The sequence below is a fragment of the Stenotrophomonas sp. ATCM1_4 genome, assembly GCF_004348115.1.
Taxonomy (GTDB): Bacteria; Pseudomonadota; Gammaproteobacteria; order Xanthomonadales; family Xanthomonadaceae; genus Stenotrophomonas; species Stenotrophomonas capsici.
Window position 1 is genome coordinate 1,574,263 of sequence record NZ_QPFB01000001.1, and the last position, 16,099, is coordinate 1,590,361.

Annotated in this window: 16 protein-coding genes; 6 read left to right on the forward strand and 10 right to left on the reverse strand. The window is 67.5% G+C overall.

Features of this window, described 5'->3' with window-relative positions:
- The first annotated feature begins 45 nt into the window (after positions 1 to 45).
- The 4 genes from ATCM_RS07480 to hemF are packed head-to-tail and all read left to right on the forward strand — an operon-like array spanning position 46 to position 3,604.
- Entirely contained in the window at positions 46 to 468 is a 423-nt protein-coding gene (locus ATCM_RS07480) for an NUDIX domain-containing protein (RefSeq protein WP_132863844.1), read from the forward strand.
- Positions 469 to 505: 37 nt separating this feature from the next.
- On the forward strand, positions 506 to 1,084 hold the full coding sequence (locus tag ATCM_RS07485; RefSeq protein ID WP_132863846.1) for a hypothetical protein: 579 nt from the start codon (positions 506 to 508) through the stop codon (positions 1,082 to 1,084).
- Between the two features lie 16 nt (positions 1,085 to 1,100).
- Positions 1,101 to 2,657, forward strand: coding sequence for a hypothetical protein (locus ATCM_RS07490; RefSeq protein WP_132863848.1), 1,557 nt, complete (start codon positions 1,101 to 1,103; stop codon positions 2,655 to 2,657).
- Positions 2,658 to 2,701: 44 nt separating this feature from the next.
- A complete protein-coding gene (hemF, locus tag ATCM_RS07495) occupies positions 2,702 to 3,604 on the forward strand; it encodes an oxygen-dependent coproporphyrinogen oxidase (protein ID WP_132863850.1) in 903 nt (300 codons plus the stop codon).
- 224 nt (positions 3,605 to 3,828) lie between these two features.
- Here the strand turns inward: hemF and ATCM_RS07500 are convergent, their stop codons facing one another.
- Together ATCM_RS07500 and polA are read right to left on the reverse strand one after the other, a co-directional pair.
- A complete protein-coding gene (locus ATCM_RS07500; protein ID WP_132863852.1) occupies positions 3,829 to 4,302 on the reverse strand; it encodes a YetF domain-containing protein in 474 nt (157 codons plus the stop codon).
- A gap of 394 nt (positions 4,303 to 4,696) precedes the next feature.
- Positions 4,697 to 7,465 carry a DNA polymerase I gene (polA, locus tag ATCM_RS07505; RefSeq protein ID WP_132863854.1) on the reverse strand — a complete coding sequence of 923 codons (2,769 nt, stop codon included), beginning with the start codon at positions 7,463 to 7,465 and terminating at the stop codon, positions 4,697 to 4,699.
- A gap of 78 nt (positions 7,466 to 7,543) precedes the next feature.
- Here polA and ATCM_RS07510 point away from each other — a divergent pair, with 78 nt between their 5' ends.
- The gene (locus tag ATCM_RS07510; RefSeq protein WP_132863855.1) at positions 7,544 to 7,825 is read left to right on the forward strand and encodes a DUF2782 domain-containing protein; all 282 of its coding nucleotides are present in this window, start codon (positions 7,544 to 7,546) and stop codon (positions 7,823 to 7,825) included.
- 263 nt (positions 7,826 to 8,088) lie between these two features.
- On the opposite strand, the gene ATCM_RS07515 is transcribed toward ATCM_RS07510, so the two are convergent.
- The 3 genes from ATCM_RS07515 to uvrD all read right to left on the reverse strand — a co-directional run bounded on the left by ATCM_RS07515 (position 8,089) and on the right by uvrD (position 11,599).
- Positions 8,089 to 8,538 (reverse strand): universal stress protein, encoded by a 450-nt coding sequence (locus ATCM_RS07515; protein ID WP_132863856.1) that lies wholly within the window; start codon positions 8,536 to 8,538, stop codon positions 8,089 to 8,091.
- Positions 8,539 to 9,073: 535 nt separating this feature from the next.
- Positions 9,074 to 9,400 carry a low molecular weight protein tyrosine phosphatase family protein gene (locus tag ATCM_RS07525; protein WP_132863859.1) on the reverse strand — a complete coding sequence of 109 codons (327 nt, stop codon included), beginning with the start codon at positions 9,398 to 9,400 and terminating at the stop codon, positions 9,074 to 9,076.
- Between the two features lie 6 nt (positions 9,401 to 9,406).
- Complete coding sequence (gene uvrD, locus ATCM_RS07530; RefSeq protein WP_132863861.1) at positions 9,407 to 11,599, reverse strand: DNA helicase II; 2,193 nt, start codon at positions 11,597 to 11,599, stop codon at positions 9,407 to 9,409.
- A gap of 260 nt (positions 11,600 to 11,859) precedes the next feature.
- Here uvrD and ATCM_RS07535 point away from each other — a divergent pair, with 260 nt between their 5' ends.
- The gene (locus tag ATCM_RS07535; protein ID WP_132863863.1) at positions 11,860 to 12,402 is read left to right on the forward strand and encodes a hypothetical protein; all 543 of its coding nucleotides are present in this window, start codon (positions 11,860 to 11,862) and stop codon (positions 12,400 to 12,402) included.
- A gap of 75 nt (positions 12,403 to 12,477) precedes the next feature.
- Here the strand turns inward: ATCM_RS07535 and ATCM_RS07540 are convergent, their stop codons facing one another.
- The 5 genes from ATCM_RS07540 to ATCM_RS07560 all read right to left on the reverse strand — a co-directional run bounded on the left by ATCM_RS07540 (position 12,478) and on the right by ATCM_RS07560 (position 16,012).
- Positions 12,478 to 13,854: an FAD/NAD(P)-binding protein gene (locus ATCM_RS07540; protein WP_132863865.1), complete on the reverse strand. Its 1,377-nt coding sequence runs from the start codon at positions 13,852 to 13,854 to the stop codon at positions 12,478 to 12,480.
- 153 nt (positions 13,855 to 14,007) lie between these two features.
- Positions 14,008 to 14,175, reverse strand: coding sequence for a 50S ribosomal protein L33 (rpmG, locus tag ATCM_RS07545; protein ID WP_172675037.1), 168 nt, complete (start codon positions 14,173 to 14,175; stop codon positions 14,008 to 14,010).
- Between the two features lie 10 nt (positions 14,176 to 14,185).
- Positions 14,186 to 14,422, reverse strand: a complete 237-nt coding sequence (rpmB, locus tag ATCM_RS07550; RefSeq protein WP_132863867.1) for a 50S ribosomal protein L28 — start codon at positions 14,420 to 14,422, stop codon at positions 14,186 to 14,188.
- Positions 14,423 to 14,634: 212 nt separating this feature from the next.
- Positions 14,635 to 15,321, reverse strand: a complete 687-nt coding sequence (locus tag ATCM_RS19330) for a hypothetical protein (protein ID WP_243693974.1) — start codon at positions 15,319 to 15,321, stop codon at positions 14,635 to 14,637.
- 58 nt (positions 15,322 to 15,379) lie between these two features.
- Entirely contained in the window at positions 15,380 to 16,012 is a 633-nt protein-coding gene (locus ATCM_RS07560) for a cation transporter (RefSeq protein WP_132863869.1), read from the reverse strand.
- Positions 16,013 to 16,099 lie beyond the last annotated feature (87 nt).

Consider the following 16,099-nt stretch of genomic DNA (forward strand, 5'->3'; position numbering starts at 1 on the left):
CCCTTGGCGTTCTACCCCCGGCCACTCCCCGATCCCCGACCGTCCATGTCCCCCATCCAGATCGTCACCGCCATCCTCCTCGACGCCGAACAGCGCGTGCTGGTGGTCCGCAAGCACGGCTCGGACACCTTCATCCAGCCCGGCGGCAAGCGCGAGCCCGGCGAAACCTCGCTGCAGACCCTGCAACGCGAGTTGTTCGAGGAACTGGGCGTGCAGCTCGACGTCGACAGCGCGCAGCCGTTGGGCGTGTTCGAGGAGGACGCGGTCAACGAGCCCGGCCGCCGCGTGCAGGGTGAGGCGTTCCTGGTCCGCGTCAGCGGCCAACCGCAGGTGAAGGCTGAAATCGCGGAGCTGGCGTGGGTTCCGCTGCAACCGCCGCATGGCGTGACGCTGGCCCCGCTCAGCGCGCGACACCAGCTCCCGGCTGCACATGCGTGGCTGGTCAAGGCTGGGCATACCGGCACATAACGGCGATAGTGGCGCCATTTTCCAAGCGCCGCCGACCGTGAGCCCACCCGACCTGCCCACCGCCCCGCCCCGCCGTTCCAGTGCCGACCGCTTCATCGACCTCACCGCCAAGCTGTCACTGGCGCTCGGGGCGCTGGGCATCGTCTGGTGCCTGTTCCAACTGCTGATGGTCGTCCTGCTCGGGCGCCTGGACATCGTCGCGCTGATGCAGCGCGACGGCCTGGTCGTCCCGGACTGGATCCAGTGGACCGACGCGCATGCCTTCAGCCTGAGCGTGGCGCTGCTGCTGTTCTGCATCGCCTTCGTCGTGGTGTGCTGGGCCATGCTCAAGCGCCATGAATGGGGCCGCATCGGCTTCATCGTGTTCCTGCTGCTGGTCGCGCTGGGCAACTTCGCCTTCATCCCGGTGATGGACAGCATGTTCAACAGCATGCTGACGATCTTCCCTGCCGACTTCCTCAGCTCGCCGCAGGGCGCCGAGATGCGCGCGCAGATGGCCTTCAGCCGCTGGAGCCTGCTGATCACCCTGCTGGTGAGTTCACTGGCGATCGCGGCATTGCATGGTTGGCTGGCGATCAAGCTGCAGCGGCGCGACGTCCGCGACCTGTTCCACTGAGTTCCCCGGAGTTCCCATGCCGCACTCGTTCCGGACGCGCCTGCTGGCCCTGCTTGCCGCGCTGCTGCTTCCCACCCTGCCGGCGATGGCGGCCGCGCCACTGGCCTGCGGCATCTACCAGGCCGTCGATGGCGGTGCCCGCTTCATCGTGGAGAGCAACCACCAGGCCGTGCGCATCTACGACGGCCAGCCACCGACCCGCTACCTGATCCGCCAGCAGGGCCAGACCCTGCATGCGGCCGACCTGTCCAACGGCTTCAGCGCCGACTACACGCTCAGCGCCGACGGCAAGCGCATCGGCGGCCTGCTCGGCGACTACGTGCTGGAAAGCACGGCGCGCTGCAACGCCTCCCCCGCCGCGCCGGCCAACAGCTGCCGCGCCGACATCGACGGCTGCATGGACAGCGCCTACAGCGCCACCCCGGTGCAGTTGAAGCAATGGTGCCAGGAGGACCTGCCGTTCGCCTGCGAACGCCTGCTGTCCAGCTACGTCGAGCAGGCGCGTACCGGCCAGCCGTCGAACCTGCCCGAGCCTGACCTGGCCGAACCAGCGGTCTGCAGGGAAGGCACGCCGGCCTTCGACGAAGCCGCCTGCCGTGTCGCCGCGCGCGAGGTGCTGGGCCTGGCGCTGGCCAAGGCCATGGCCGGCACGCTGGCCGATGGGCCGGCGCCCGCGCTGCCCGCCGTGCAGCTGGACGAGGTGCTGCAGCTGTGCCGACGCCACCCCGACGCCGGTTTCTGCGGCAAGGTGGCCGACGCGCATCTGGATGCCGGCCGGTACCCGGGTGCCCGCGAGGCGCTGCAGCAGGCCTGCGCCGCTGGCGGCGAGGAACGCACCTGCCGGCGCGCCCAGGTACTGGCCGCGGTGGATGTCGCCGACCTGGCCGCGGTAGCGGCAACGGCCCTGCCGTGCGGCGACTATGCCGCCAGCACCGGCCTGATGGATGCCCTGTCCTTCGCTGACCAGGGCCTGGTATCCATGTCCGGCAACAGCGTGCTGCGTGCCCGCCTGGAAGGCGGTGCGGTGCGGATACGCCACGACAAGGGCGGCGACTTCGTGCTGCAGCCCCTGGCCAGCGGCCAGCTGCTGGGCGTGGACGAATGGAACCGCTACGCGCTGTACCAGCGCACCGGCGGCGCCACCCACTGCAGTGCCCCGATCGCGTACGCCGAAACCCCGCTGCGGCAGGATTGCCCGGCCGATACCGATCCACAGGCCTGCTGCGCCGCCGGCAAGCTGCAGGGCTGCAACACGCTGGGCCATCGCAAGGCGCTGGCCGGCGACTGGGCCGGTGCCGCCCCGTACTACCAGACGCTGTGCCGGGCCGGCGTCCGCGCCGGGTGCGAGAACCTGCGCAGCGTCTACGAGCACACCGGCGATGAGGACATCCCCGGCAAGCTGCTGGCCCTCTGCAAACAGGACGGCACCGGCAGGCACGTGGCCTGTGACCTGTACGAAACCACCGATTGGGCCATGCTTGGCATGGGCGCGCGGCTGATGCAGGCCGTCGAGCCCGCCGCGGCGGATGACGCACCGGCACAGGCCGGCAACCGCACGTCCCATCGCAAGTAAACTCCGCCCGCCAGCCCGTCGGCAGCCCGCACCCGAGTACCCACATGAACGATTTCGACCGCGTACGCGACTACCTCACCGGCCTGCAGGACCGCATCTGCGCCGCCATCGAGCAGGCCGACGGCCAGGCCCACTTCATCGAGGACCGCTGGCAGCGCGCCGAGGGCGGCGGCGGGCGCACGCGCGTGCTGCGCGAAGGCGCGGTGTTCGAACAGGCCGGCATCGGCTTTTCCGACGTGGCCGGCACCCGCCTGCCGCCGTCTGCCTCGGCCAACCGCCCGGAGCTGGTTGGCGCCTCGTGGCGCGCCTGCGGGGTGTCGCTGGTGTTCCACCCGCGCAACCCGTACCTGCCCACCACGCATGCCAACGTGCGCTACTTCCAGGCCGAACGCGATGGCGAGAAAGTCGCCGCCTGGTTCGGCGGTGGCTTCGACCTGACCCCGTTCTATCCGTTCGACGAGGACGTGCGGCAATGGCACGGCGTGGCCCGTGATCTGTGCGCGCCCTATGGCGACACCCGTTACGCCGAGCACAAGCGCTGGTGCGACGAGTATTTCTTCATCAAGCACCGCAACGAGACGCGCGGCGTGGGCGGGCTGTTCTTCGACGACCTGCACGCCGATTTCGACACCGACTTCGCCTACCTGCGTGCGGTCGGCGACGGCTTCCTCGATGCTTACCTGCCGATCGTCGAACGCCGCAGGGACACGCCGTACGGCGAACGCGAACGCGAGTTCCAGCTGTATCGCCGTGGCCGCTACGTCGAGTTCAACCTGGTCTACGACCGTGGCACGCTGTTCGGCCTGCAGAGCGGTGGCCGCAGTGAGAGCATCCTGATGAGCCTGCCCCCGCGCGTGCGCTGGGAGTACGGTTTCCAGCCGGAGACCGGCAGCGACGAGGCACGCCTGGCCGAGTACCTGGTCCCGCGCGACTGGCTGGCCGGCTGAGGCTGCAGCCCCGGCGGCGCATCCGGCGCGAGCCTCGACAGCACCCCTCCCCGGCCCTCCCCTGCTACGCAAGGGTGGGGGTGGTTCGATGCGATCGATCGGATCACCGCACAACCTGCTTCTGCCCCCTCCCTTGCGTAGCAGGGGAGGGCCGGGGAGGGGTCGCTTCTGCTTCTGCTTCTGCTTCTGCTTCTGCATCCATCTCCCCCCATCAACGCACCACCTCAGGTCTTGCGCAGGAAGGTGATGTGCCCATTGATCTCCAGCAGCGCCAGGTCCACCTCGTCGATGTTCTCGCAGCCGGCATCACGCATGGCCCGCGCGAAGTCCGCCTTGCTCACCAGCTCGCGCTGCAACACCCTGTGCAGCACCTGCCCATGCCGGGCCAGTACCACCGGCTCGCCATCGATCACGCGCTCCACCGCCGGGCTGCGGGTGGTCACCCAACCCACGAAGTAATTGAGCACGATCAACGTCGCGGCCAGGATCAACCCACCGCCCAGCGACGTGTCCTGCCCCAGCAAGGCATTCTGCACCGCGTTGCCGAGCAGGATCAGCAGCAGCATGTCGAACGGGGTGAACTGCCCCAGCGCGCGCTTGCCGGCCACCCGCACCATCGTCAACACGACCACATACACCACCACCGCGCGCAGGATGAACTCCCACCACGGCATCGACAGCGCGAACAGGTCCGGCATTCCTCGTCTCCCGACTATGCGTCGCCCCCATGCTCGGGCGATGCCCATCAACACGGTGCGACGACCGGCGCCGGAGCAGGCCGGCGGTTCCGGGATCGCCAAAAAAGAAGCCCCGCCGACCAGGGGGGGGTCGACGGGGCCGGGGAGCGGGTATTTGGGGAGGAATCCCCGCTCCGAGATCTGCTCCAGGGGATGGGAGAGATCCGCGACAGGTATTGCGCCTGTCGAGGGCTATATCACCATTACGAACCTTGACGGTTCGTGAAGAATCCAAGCCTTTTCAAAACAAATTAAGGATGGATTCATCGCATTGACGCCAAACGGTTTTTTGAATGCGCAGGGATATAACGAAGTGTTTCAATTGAATCGAGATTCGAGTTAATAATTTGGAAAATTAGTGCGCTTCGTCCCAGTTTTCCCCGATACCGGTATCCACCACCAGCGGCACACGCAAATTCGCCGCCGCTGACATCCGGGCCTCCACTTCGGCCTGAAGTGTCTGGATGAATGCGCTGTCCGCCTCGAACACCAGTTCATCGTGCACCTGCAGGATCATCCTGGCGCGGTCGGCATGGTCGGCCAGCCAGCCATCCACGCTGACCATCGCACGCTTGATGATGTCCGCCGCGGTGCCCTGCATCGGGGCGTTGATCGCCGCACGCTCGGCACCGGCACGCAGGCCCTGGTTGCGGGCGTGGATGTCGTTGAGGTACAGCCGGCGGCCAAACAGCGTCTCCACGTAGCCCTGCTCGCGTGCCTGCACGCGCATGCGCTCCATGAAGTCGCGCACCGCCGGGTAACGGCTGAAGTACAGCGCCACGTAGTCCTGCGCCTGGCCACGGTCGATGCCCAGGTTCTTGGCCAGGCCGAACGCGCTCATGCCGTACATCAGGCCGAAATTGATCGCCTTGGCGGCGCGGCGCTCGTTCGGCGTCACCTCCTCCAGCGCGCGCCCGAACACCTCGGCGGCGGTGGCGCGGTGCACGTCGGCGCCCTGCTCGAAGGCACGGATCAGGCCCGGGTCCTCGGACAGGTGGGCCATGATCCGCAGCTCGATCTGCGAGTAGTCGCAGGCCATCAGCTTGCGCCCCGGCGGGGCGACGAAGGCCTGGCGGATGCGGCGGCCATCCTCGGTGCGGATCGGGATGTTCTGCAGGTTCGGGTCGGACGAGGACAGCCGCCCGGTCGCCGCGCCGGACTGGTGGTAACTGGTGTGCACGCGGCCGGTGTCCGGGTTGACCATCTCCGGCAGCTTGTCGGTATAGGTACTGCGCAGCTTGGCCAGCCCGCGGTACTCCAGGATCACGCGCGGCAGCTCGTGCTGCTCGGCGATCGCCTCCAGCGCCTCCTCGTTGGTGCTGGGCTGGCCCTTGGGCGTCTTCACCAGCGCCGGCAGGCCCAGTTCGTCGAACAACACCGCCTGCAGCTGCTTGGGCGAGTCCAGGTTGAAGGTGTGCCCGGCCAGCTCGGTGGCTTTCTGCTGGGCGGCCAGCATGCGCGCGGACAGGTCGCTGCTCTGCCGCTTCAGCTCGGCCGCGTCGATCGCCACGCCATTGGCCTCGATGCGCGCCAGCACCGGTACCAGCGGCATCTCGATCTCGCGGTACACCTTTTCCAGCGACGGCTCGGCCGCCAGCTGCGCCGACAGCACGCGGTGCAGGCGCAGGGTGATGTCCGCGTCCTCGGCCGCATAGGCGCTGGCCTCGTCGATGCCCACCTGCGAGAACGGGATCTGCTTGGCGCCCTTGCCGGCGACCTCCTCGAACTTGGTGGTGGTGTAACCCAGGTAGCGCTGTGCCAGCGAATCCATGTCGTGGCGGGTGGCGGTGGAATTGAGCACGAAGCTTTCCAGCATGGTGTCGTCGGCATAGCCGCGCACCTGGATGCCATGCCTGCGCAGCACGTGGATGTCGTACTTGCCGTGCTGGCCGAGCTTCTTCCTGCCTGCGTCCTCGAGCAGCGGACGCAGCGCATCGAGCACCTGCTGCATCGGCAGCTGCGCCGGCGCGCCCGGGTAGTCGTGGCCGACCGGGATATAGGCGCCCTTGCCCGGTTCCACGGCCAGGCTGATGCCGACCAGGTTGGCGCGCATCGCATCCAGCGCGTCGGTTTCGGTATCGAAGGCGAACTCCTCGGCACCCTGCAGGCGTTCCACCCAGGCCTGCAGCTGCCCGGCGGTCAGCACGGTCTCGTACTCGCCCTTGGCCGCCAGCGCCGGGTCGGTGCCGGCGGCCGGCGCCGTGTCACCGGCCTTGGCGTAACCGGCGGCGGTGCCACGCAGGCTGACCTTGGCATCGTCGGCGGCGGCCGGGGCGGCCACGCCACCGAGCTCACGCAGCGCCTGGGTGAAGCCATAACGCGCGTACAGCGCGCGCAGGCTGTCCGCGTCCTGCTCGCGCAGCTGCAGGTCGCGCGGGCCCTGTTCCAGTGCCACGTCGGTACGGATGGTGACCAGCGCGCGGTTGAGCGGCAGGCGCGGCAACGCGGCGCGCAGGTTCTCGCCGATCTTGCCCTTCATGGTCGGGGCGGCGGCGATCACGCCGTCCAGGTCGTTGTATTCGGCCAGCCACTTGGCGGCGGTCTTGGGGCCGCACTTCTCCACGCCGGGTACGTTGTCCACGGTGTCGCCCATCAGCGCCAGGTAATCGACGATCTGGTCGGCGCGCACGCCGAACTTGTCGATCACCGCCGCATCGGAATCGGTGCGGCTGCCGGTCATGGTGTTGACCAGCACCACGCCCGGGCGTACCAGCTGGGCGAAGTCCTTGTCGCCGGTGGAAATGGTCACTTCCAGCCCGTCCCTGGCCGCGGCCAGCGCCAGCGTGCCGATCACGTCGTCGGCTTCCACGCCCTCCACGCGCAGGATGTCGATGCCCAGCGCCTGCACGATGTCGCACATCGGCTGTACCTGCGCGCGCAGGTCGTCGGGCATCGGCGGACGATTGGCCTTGTACTCGGCGTACATCTCGTCACGGAAGGTCTTGCCCGGTGCGTCGACCACGAAGGCGACGTACTCGGGCTTTTCCTTCAGCGTGGCACGCAGCATGTTGACCACGCCGAACAGCGCCCCGGTGGGCTCGCCGGCGGCGTTGGACAGCGGCGGGAGCGCGTGGAACGCGCGGTACAGGTAACTGGAACCGTCAATCAGGACTAATCTGCTCATGTGCCGATTCTACGCGGCGGACCGTTTTCCGACGTGCACGGGCATAATCGAATCCACGCCGAAACAAGGAATCCCGTCATGAAGCAGCTGCTGTTGATCCCCCTGCTGGCCCTGGCCGGCTGCGCCACCCTGGGCGCCGGCTCCCCGCCGGTGGACGTCTCAGGCGCCGACGTGACCAGCAAGGCCATGGACAACGGCGACACGGTCGAGGAATACCGGGTCGGCGGCGTGCTGCGCATGGTCAAGGTCACCCCGGCGCGTGGTGCACCGTTCTACATGTACGACCGTGACGGTGACGGCCGCATGGACAGCGACAAGGACGGCACCAAGCCGGTGTACTGGAAGCTGTACAGCTGGTAATGACGGGCACGGGCCGCCGCGTCGCCTGCCTGCGGCAGGAGCGGCGCGGTGGCCATGCGATCACGGTGGCGGGACTGCGGCCCTGGCACCGCTGAGGGGCGAAACAGCGCCTCGCGGGCGCGGGTGCGCTTGCCCGGCTGCAGTTTCGCGGGGACCGGGGCTTGCCCCTCCCCAGCCCTCCCCCGCTACGCAGGGGAGGGGCAGAATGCCCCGCGACGGCGGGGCTGCAGGCCGGGATGCACTCCCGGCCCCCTGCGCATGACTCAGCGGATCACCAGCACCGGCACGGTGCTGCGCGCCAGCACTTCGGCGGTCTGGCTGCCGAGCAGCACGCGGGTGACGCCGCGACGGCCATGCGAGGTCATCACCAGCAGGTCGCTGCCACAGGCCGTGGCGGTATCAATGATGCCGTCGGCGGCGTAGCGGTCCAGCACGTGGTGCGGCTGCACGTTGGCCACGCCGGCCGCACGTGCGGCGGCAACCGCCGGCTCCAGGATCTTCTGGGCGCCGGCTTCACGGTCCTTCTTGTACTCGGGGCTGGCCTCGTAGCCGGCGCTCCAGCCCATGGCGTCGTACATGCCCACCGCCCACGGCTCGGACACGGTGACGATGTCGACCTGGGCGCCCAGCTGGGCGGCCAGTTCCAGGCCCTTCTGCAGGCCCTTGGCGGCAAGCTCGGAACCGTCGGTGGCAATCAGGATGCGCGTGTACATGGCAGTTCTCCTCGGTGAAGGGTGGACAGTTACCATTGCACATCGGATGTTGCGGTTCCGCATTGAGCCAGATCAAACATCCGCTCATTGCTGCACGCTTACCTGCCAGTGCTCGCCGCAGCGCTGCCAATCGAACTCGACCGGCAGGAACTTCTCGATCAGGCGCGCATTGCTCGGGCCCGCACTCGTCCCCTCACACATCGCTCCTTCGCCACCAGCAGCGCGGCACGGCGGCGGGGCGCGAGCTGTTCGCGGTGTCGCGCACTCAGCGCGCGAGCACCAACGATGCGGATCGGCTGCGTAAGTACCTGGCGAAGTTCGGGCTGGATTGGGAGCAGGTGCGCGAACGCACTGTTGGGAAATGAGGGGCGGCGTGAGGCATGAAGCGGAAGGCCTTACCCCTCCCCAACCCTCCCCTGCTGCGCAAGGGAGGGAGCAGTACGTGCAGTTCGATCCGATCGCCACAAAGCCACGCTCTTACCCCCTCCCTTTGGCGTAGCCAAGGGGAGGGCTGGGGAGGGGTAGCTTCTGCCCCTCAACCCAACAACGGCGGCACTTTCTGCTGCAACAGCCGTACCAACGCCGGTGCCATGAAGTCGTAGTCATCCGGAATTCCCAGGACGACCACCCGCTTGTCGCGCAGCCAGCGCTGGAAGCGCTCACCGAGCCGGCGCTTGTGCACCGGTTCCATCACCACGATCAGGTCCGCCCACTCCAGCAACTCGGGCGTCACCGGGTTCTCCGCCTCCGGCTTCAATCCGGCCGAAGCCGTCTCGATGCCGGGCCAATCGGCAAACACCTGCTCGGCCGTGGGGCTGCGCAGCCGGTTCTGGCTGCACACGAACAGGACGTGGCGGACCATGCGGCCTCAGATCACCGTCAGGTTGGCGTAGGCCATCACCAGCCATTTGCTGCCGGCATCCGCAAACTCGACCTGTACACGCGCGTGCGCACCGTTGCCTTCGTAGTCGGTGACCATGCCTTCGCCGAACTTGGGATGGTTGACCAACGCGCCGAGCTTGATCGGCGGTGCCTCGATCGCGGCATGTCCCATCACCCGGCTGGTGCCCAGCGAGGCCGGCCGCGAGACCTGCACCTTCGGGCGCACTTCGTTCAACAGCTCACGCGGGATCTCGCGCAGGAAGCGCGAGGGCAGGCTGTAGTTGTCCTGGCCGTGGATGCGGCGTGATTCGGCATAGCCCAGGATCAGCTTCTGGCGCGCGCGGGTGATGCCGACGTAAGCCAGCCGGCGCTCTTCCTCCAGCCGCCCGCTTTCCTCCAGCGAACGCGCGCTCGGGAACAACCCTTCTTCCATGCCGGCCAGGAACACCAGCGGGAACTCCAGGCCCTTGGCCGAGTGCAGCGTCATCAGCTGCACGCCTTCCTCGCCTGCCTGCGCCTGGCCTTCGCCGGCTTCCAGCGAGGCATAGGACAGGAAAGCCACCAGCTCGCTCATGTCCTCGGCGCCCTCCTCGATGTCGTCATCGCGACGCACGAAACGCGAGGCCACCGAGATCAGTTCATCGAGGTTGTCGGTGCGCGACTCCGAATCCAGCGCGTTGCGGCTTTCCTTGCTCCAGTGCTCGCGCAACGCCGAACGGGTCAGCACATGCTCGATGCGCTCGGCCAGGTTCATCGGCGCCGTTTCGACGGTGGTCTGCTGCACCAGGTTGATGAAGCCGGCCAGCGCATTCTTGGCACGCGAAGTCAGGTCATTGCCCTGCGTGGCCAGCATCGACGCTTCCCACAACGACAGCGATTGCTGCCGCGCGATGCGGCGCACCTCGTCCAGGGTGCGCTCGCCGATGCCACGCGTGGGCGTGTTCACCGCGCGCTCGAAGGCCGCATCGTCGTTACGGTTGGTCATCAAGCGCAGGTAGGCCAGCGCGTCCTTGATTTCGGCACGCTCGAAGAAGCGCATGCCGCCATACACGCGGTACGGCACCTGCTCGCTGAGCATCGCTTCTTCGAAGGCGCGCGACTGCGCGTTGCTGCGGTAGAGCACGGCGATGTCGCCATAGCTGCCGCCATCGCGCACCCACTGCCGCGCACGCTCGACCAGGTAACGCGCCTCGTCCATCTCGTTGTAGGCGGCAAACAGGTCGATCGGGTCGCCGTCGCCGCTGTCGGTCCACAACTGCTTGCCGATGCGATCGGGGTTGTGCGCGATCACCGCGTTGGCCGCGCCCAGGATGTTGGCGCTGGAGCGGTAGTTCTGCTCCAGGCGGATGGTCTCGGCGCCCGGGAAATCCTTCAGGAAGCGCTGCACGTTCTCTACCTTCGCGCCGCGCCAGCCATAGATGGCCTGGTCGTCGTCGCCGACCACGAACACATGCCCGCTGTCGCCGGCCAGCACGCGCACGAAGGCGTACTGGATGGCGTTGGTGTCCTGGAACTCGTCCACCAGGATCTCGCGGAACCGCGCGCGGTAATGCGCCAGCAGCGCCGGGTTGTCGCGCAGCAGCTCATGCGCGCGCAGCAGCAGCTCGGCGAAGTCGACCAGGCCGGCGCGGTCGCAGCGCTCCTGGTAGGCCGCATAGGCCTGGCGCAGGGTTTCGCCCCACTGGTCGTGCGGCTCGGGCTGGATGTGCTGCGGGCGGCGGCCCTCATCCTTCTGCGCGTTGATCCACCACATGATCTGCTTGGGCGGGTACTTGCCGTCATCGAGCTCCAGCTGCTGCACCACGCGCTTGACCAGCCGCAGCTGGTCATCCGAATCCATCACCTGGAAGGCTTCCGGCAGCTTGGCCTCGGCCCAGTGCAGGCGCAGCAGGCGGTGGGCCAGGCCGTGGAAGGTGCCGATCCACATGCCGCGGCTGCCGTTGCGCAGCTGCAGGTCGATGCGGTGCCGCATCTCACCGGCGGCCTTGTTGGTGAACGTCACCGCGAAGATGCCGTGCGTCGGCACGCCGAAGACTTCGTTCAGCCAGGCAATGCGATGGGTGAGCACGCGCGTCTTGCCGGAACCGGCGCCGGCAAGGATCAGGTGGTGACCAAGAGGCGCGGAAACGGCCTCGCGCTGGGCCGCATTCAGCCCGTCGAGAAGGTGGGAGACATCCATCCGGCCATTTTACGCCAGACCGTCTCAATGACTGATCCCTCGATTGATCAAGTACGACAACGGGGTGCCATACATGCGATCGCACGGATGTCGGGGGCTGAAGCGCAGGGTTTGTCCCGGGTTTCGACCGTGCAACAGGAAGCTCTCACGGCCTTGGTGCGTCATTTGACAGCGCAACCGGCACCCCAATAGAGTGTCATCGGCATTACGGTAGTTGCACTGCACGGATCAGCGGTAAGTCAACTTTCAGGAGAAGGATCATGGGAAAGATGATCAATGCACTCGCGGGCACGCTCGCGCTGATGGCTGTTCATGGCGCGGCACTCGCCGAGTCGGCCTCCCCGTCCGTACAGGATGTCGATCACCGCCAGGTGCTTCCTGTCCTGGTCAAGGTGGATGCCAAAGGCCGCGTGTCCGGCGTCAATCCAGCCTTTCGCCTTTCTCCCAGGCTGAACCGCCTGCTGGAGGACAACCTGCAGGAAATCGTCACTGCTCCCGCCAACAACAAGGACGGCCGCGCAATCAGCAGTCAGTTCATTGCCAACATGGCCTTGATCACACTGACCGCCGAAGACGGCAGCCAGGCCGTCCAGTTCACTTACGTCTCCTCGCAGAGCATCCCGCGCGGTGAATGGTCGTGGGCGCATGTCGACAATCGACGCCTTGCGCTGATGAACCGGGACCAGCCGGTTCGCGGAGGCGAACGCTTCGAGCCATCATTCCGCTCGATGAATCCCCCCAAGGCACCCAACACCGGCGGATCCGAACCGCCCCCCGCTGGCGGCGGCCAGGGGAAGTCCTGAAACAACAGAGGGGCGCCGACGGCGCCCCTCTTCAATTCCCCGCTGATCATTCCCTGCCCCCGCAGGCGTGACGGTTCAGCCCAGCGCCACAGCCGCCTGCGCCGCCTGGCCACGCAATTCCGGAATGGCCAGGCTTTCCCACAGCCGGCCGATGCGCAGGCTGCCCAGCACCTGCACGCGCGGCTCGACCACGCCGTCGGCGTCGATCAGGCTGCCGTCCGGCGCACTGTCGATGCCCATGCCGTGCGGCCCCGGGCGCGCCAGCCCGCTGCCCAGCAATTGCTGCAGCAGGGGATTGCGCATGGCCTGGGCGCGCATCTCCACGCCGGTGGCGTTGACCACGCAGTGCACGTCCAGCGGCAACGGATGACGGCGCAGGTCCATGGCGGTCAGCCGCACGCAGGCACCCTCGCTGACCGCGGTCTCCAACCGGCCGCGATGCAGCACCAGCCGCTTTTCCTGCTGCAGCTGCACCAGCTGTGCATGCACGGAGCCGGCGATGCGGTGGCGGTGGATGTCCCAATAGCGCACCACGTGGCGCAGGAAGCGCCGCTGGTCATCGCAGGACAGTGTCTGCCACAGCGCCTGGCCCATCGGCCGGATCCGCTCCATCACGTTCTGCCAGGGGATGCCGCGCGCGGCGGCCGCGCGCGCATGCCCGCGCAGGGCATGCAGGCGCTGGCGCAGGTTCATCGCCAGCAGCGGCTCCGGGTCGTAGTCGGCGGCCGGCCCCTTGGCATGTGGCAACGGCATCAGGGCATGCCGTGACAGCACGTGAATACGCCCGCGGTGGCCGCTGGCCAGCAGCGACACCACGGTGTCGGCCATGCTCAGGCCGGAGCCGATGATCGCCACGTCGGCATGCTCGGCGATCCCACGTACCGCCGCGAAATCCCATGCCTCCACGCGCTTGTCCTCGGGCAGCGAGCCAGCGCCACGGGCCGGCAACGGGCGCAATGCATTGCCCGAGGCCAGCACCACGCGCCGGGCCTGCACCGCCTGCCCGGAGGCCAGGACCAGGCGCAGGCCATCACCGTCACGGTCCAGCTCAAGCACGCGCTCGGCGCGGATCTCCAGCTGTGCGGCGCTGCTGTCCACGGCCTGCTGCAGGCGCGCGCGCAGGTACTCGGCGTACCGCCAGCGCGGCACGAAGCTCGCAGCCAGCGTGTCGCGCGCCACCCCGGGGAAGGCCTGGGCGTGGATCAGGTAATCGAGGAAGTCCTCGACCTGGTCGGGGAAGCCGCCCATCTTGCCGGCCGGCACGTTGAGCAGGTGCTCGTCGTAGGGCGTGGCGTAGGCCACGCCGCGCGCCAGTGGCAACGAGGGCTCCAGGATCAGGATGCGCAACGCCGACCGCGCGCCGCGCAGCAGGCCGATGGCGGTGAGGACGCCGGCGGCACCGCCGCCGATGATGGCCACGTCACACGGCCCGGGGGTATCAAGAACGCTCATCCGCCCGATTGTAGGCGATGCCATCCCCCGGCCTGATGCCCTGCCGGCATGTGTTCATGGGCGATGCGCCGCAGGGCTTTCACACGCCTGAAACACAGAACCCGCCTTGCGGCGGGTCCTGGGTGGAACGGTAAACCAGGCAATCCGGGCGGATTACTTGATCTTGCCTTCCTTGTACATCACATGCTTGCGCACCACCGGATCGTACTTCAGGAATTCCATCTTCCCCGGGGTGTTCTTCTTGTTCTTGTCGGTCGTGTAGAAGTGGCCAGTGCCGGCCGAGGAAATCATACGGACCTTATCGCGCTTACCTGCCATGATCGTTTACTCCTCAGACCTTTTCGCCGCGGGCACGCAGCTCAGCCAGAACGGAATCGATGCCGTTCTTGTCGATGGTGCGCAGTGCATGCGCGGAAACACGAAGCTTGACCCAGCGGTTCTCGCTGGCGACCCAGAAACGACGCTCGTGCAGGTTCGGCTGGAAACGACGACGGGTCTTGTTGTTGGCGTGCGAGACGTTGTTACCCGTCTGCACTCGCTTGCCGGAAACTTGGCATACGCGGGACATTGCGCACCTCGGTAATGTTGGTGACTTCCTTAGCCAGGAAGACGGCGGCCCCGGCGGTTGCCCGCCACGTGTCATGGGAATCAAAGGGTTACGCTGACAAGGGTGGGCGAATGACACGTTCCCGACCACCAATCCGGAGGTTTCCGGACACAGCGAGCCGGTAATTATGCCGCGCCAAGGCCCCGAGTGCAAATCACCGGCCGCAGCGGGGCCTATTGGGGGGCGAAGTCCAGCGTCCGGCGCCAGCGCAGCGGCGTGCCGGCCCGGCCCGGGTCCGGCGGGAACAGGCTCAGGTAGCCGGCGGCGATGGCGCGGTCACGCAGGCGTTCACCCACGCCCTCGGCCACTTCCACCTCCACATGGGTGACCTTGCCTTGCGGGTCGACGTCCATCGCCCAGACCAGCCGGCCCGACCATTGTTCCGGCGGGATCGAGGCATCGTAGTTCGGGCGGCCGGCGACGTAGGGAATGCCACGCTCCTGGAACAACGGCGAGTCCTCCAGGCTTGGATCGACGCGGATCGTCGCGGTGTTGGTGCCGCCGTCACCGAGGAGGACATGCGCCGTCCAGTCTCCCGGCCTGCCACCGATGCCCAGGTCGGCCCGGTAGCACCGTTTGGCGCCGCGGTAGTCGTCATAGCGGTGCAGGGATACCTGCTTGCCGTCGGCATCGCGCAGCTCCAGCTGCAGGCCACCGACATCGTCGGTCGTGGCATTGGCGGCCACGCAGACCTGGTGCTCGTGATCGCCCGTCATGACGAACTGCCGCGTCTGCTGGCGGGCAATCGCGTCAGCCGGTGTCCTGGACCACAGGAACTCGATGTAGATGGGGCTGTCCTGCGCGGCGGCCGGGCCACACAGCGACAACAGAACCGGCACGGCAAGATGGTGCATACGCATGGGCCCGCTCCCTGGATGTACCGCCCGACTCTAGCCAGCCCGGCGCACGCACATCAAGTCAGGCCGCACGTGCCTGCGCGCCACGCAGTTCACGCCAGGCCGCGCGCGCCACCTTCCAGGCCGAGCGCAGGAACAGCAGCAGCAAGGCCACGGCGATCAGCAGGTCCGGCCAACCGGCACCGAACGCCCACACCGCCAGCGCGGCCAGGATCACGGCACTGCCTTCGTACACATCGTTCAGCGAACACGCCCAGGCCGAGGCCAGGTTGATGTCGCCCTGTCGGTACGGCCACAGCAGGCGCAGGCACAGCAGGTTGGCGACCAGATTCAGCAGCGCGGCGATGCCCATGCTTTCGAACAGCGGCAGGTGCGGATGGGCCAGCTTCCAGCCGATGCCCACGGCCACCGCGATGGCCGCGCACAGGATGAACACCGCCTTGAGCAGGGCCACGCGCGCCTTGGCGGCGAGGCTGGCACCGACCACCGCCAGGCTCAGCGCATAGGTCAGCGCGTCGCCGAGATTGTCCAGGCTGCCGGACAGCAATGAGGCCGAGCCGCTGTGCCAGGCCGCGCCCATCATCATCACGAACGTCAGCAGGTTGATGACCAGCACCTGCACCAGCACCCGCCGTTGGCGGGCCTGCATGCGTTCGACTTCCAGGGTTTTGCCGCAGCCGCAACACTCGCTCATGGGGGGCTCAAGGTTTTCGTCGCGGCTATTGTCGCGCTGGAGCGGATCGTTTGCAGGAGGTTGTAGGTCCTTTGGGCTCCGTGACGC

Excerpts from the sequence above, each read along its gene's own strand:
- ATCM_RS07480 (WP_132863844.1), top strand. The coding sequence starts at position 46 with ATGTCCCCCATCCAGATCGTCACCGCCATCCTCCTCGACGCCGAACAG.
- ATCM_RS07490 (WP_132863848.1), top strand. The coding sequence starts at position 1,101 with ATGCCGCACTCGTTCCGGACGCGCCTGCTGGCCCTGCTTGCCGCGCTG.
- hemF (WP_132863850.1), top strand. The coding sequence starts at position 2,702 with ATGAACGATTTCGACCGCGTACGCGACTACCTCACCGGCCTGCAGGAC.
- ATCM_RS07500 (WP_132863852.1), bottom strand. The coding sequence starts at position 4,302 with ATGCCGGACCTGTTCGCGCTGTCGATGCCGTGGTGGGAGTTCATCCTG.
- polA (WP_132863854.1), bottom strand. The coding sequence starts at position 7,465 with ATGAGCAGATTAGTCCTGATTGACGGTTCCAGTTACCTGTACCGCGCG.
- ATCM_RS07510 (WP_132863855.1), top strand. The coding sequence starts at position 7,544 with ATGAAGCAGCTGCTGTTGATCCCCCTGCTGGCCCTGGCCGGCTGCGCC.
- ATCM_RS07515 (WP_132863856.1), bottom strand. The coding sequence starts at position 8,538 with ATGTACACGCGCATCCTGATTGCCACCGACGGTTCCGAGCTTGCCGCC.
- ATCM_RS07525 (WP_132863859.1), bottom strand. The coding sequence starts at position 9,400 with ATGGTCCGCCACGTCCTGTTCGTGTGCAGCCAGAACCGGCTGCGCAGC.
- uvrD (WP_132863861.1), bottom strand. The coding sequence starts at position 11,599 with ATGGATGTCTCCCACCTTCTCGACGGGCTGAATGCGGCCCAGCGCGAG.
- ATCM_RS07535 (WP_132863863.1), top strand. The coding sequence starts at position 11,860 with ATGGGAAAGATGATCAATGCACTCGCGGGCACGCTCGCGCTGATGGCT.
- ATCM_RS07540 (WP_132863865.1), bottom strand. The coding sequence starts at position 13,854 with ATGAGCGTTCTTGATACCCCCGGGCCGTGTGACGTGGCCATCATCGGC.
- rpmB (WP_132863867.1), bottom strand. The coding sequence starts at position 14,422 with ATGTCCCGCGTATGCCAAGTTTCCGGCAAGCGAGTGCAGACGGGTAAC.
- ATCM_RS19330 (WP_243693974.1), bottom strand. The coding sequence starts at position 15,321 with ATGCGTATGCACCATCTTGCCGTGCCGGTTCTGTTGTCGCTGTGTGGC.
- ATCM_RS07560 (WP_132863869.1), bottom strand. The coding sequence starts at position 16,012 with ATGAGCGAGTGTTGCGGCTGCGGCAAAACCCTGGAAGTCGAACGCATG.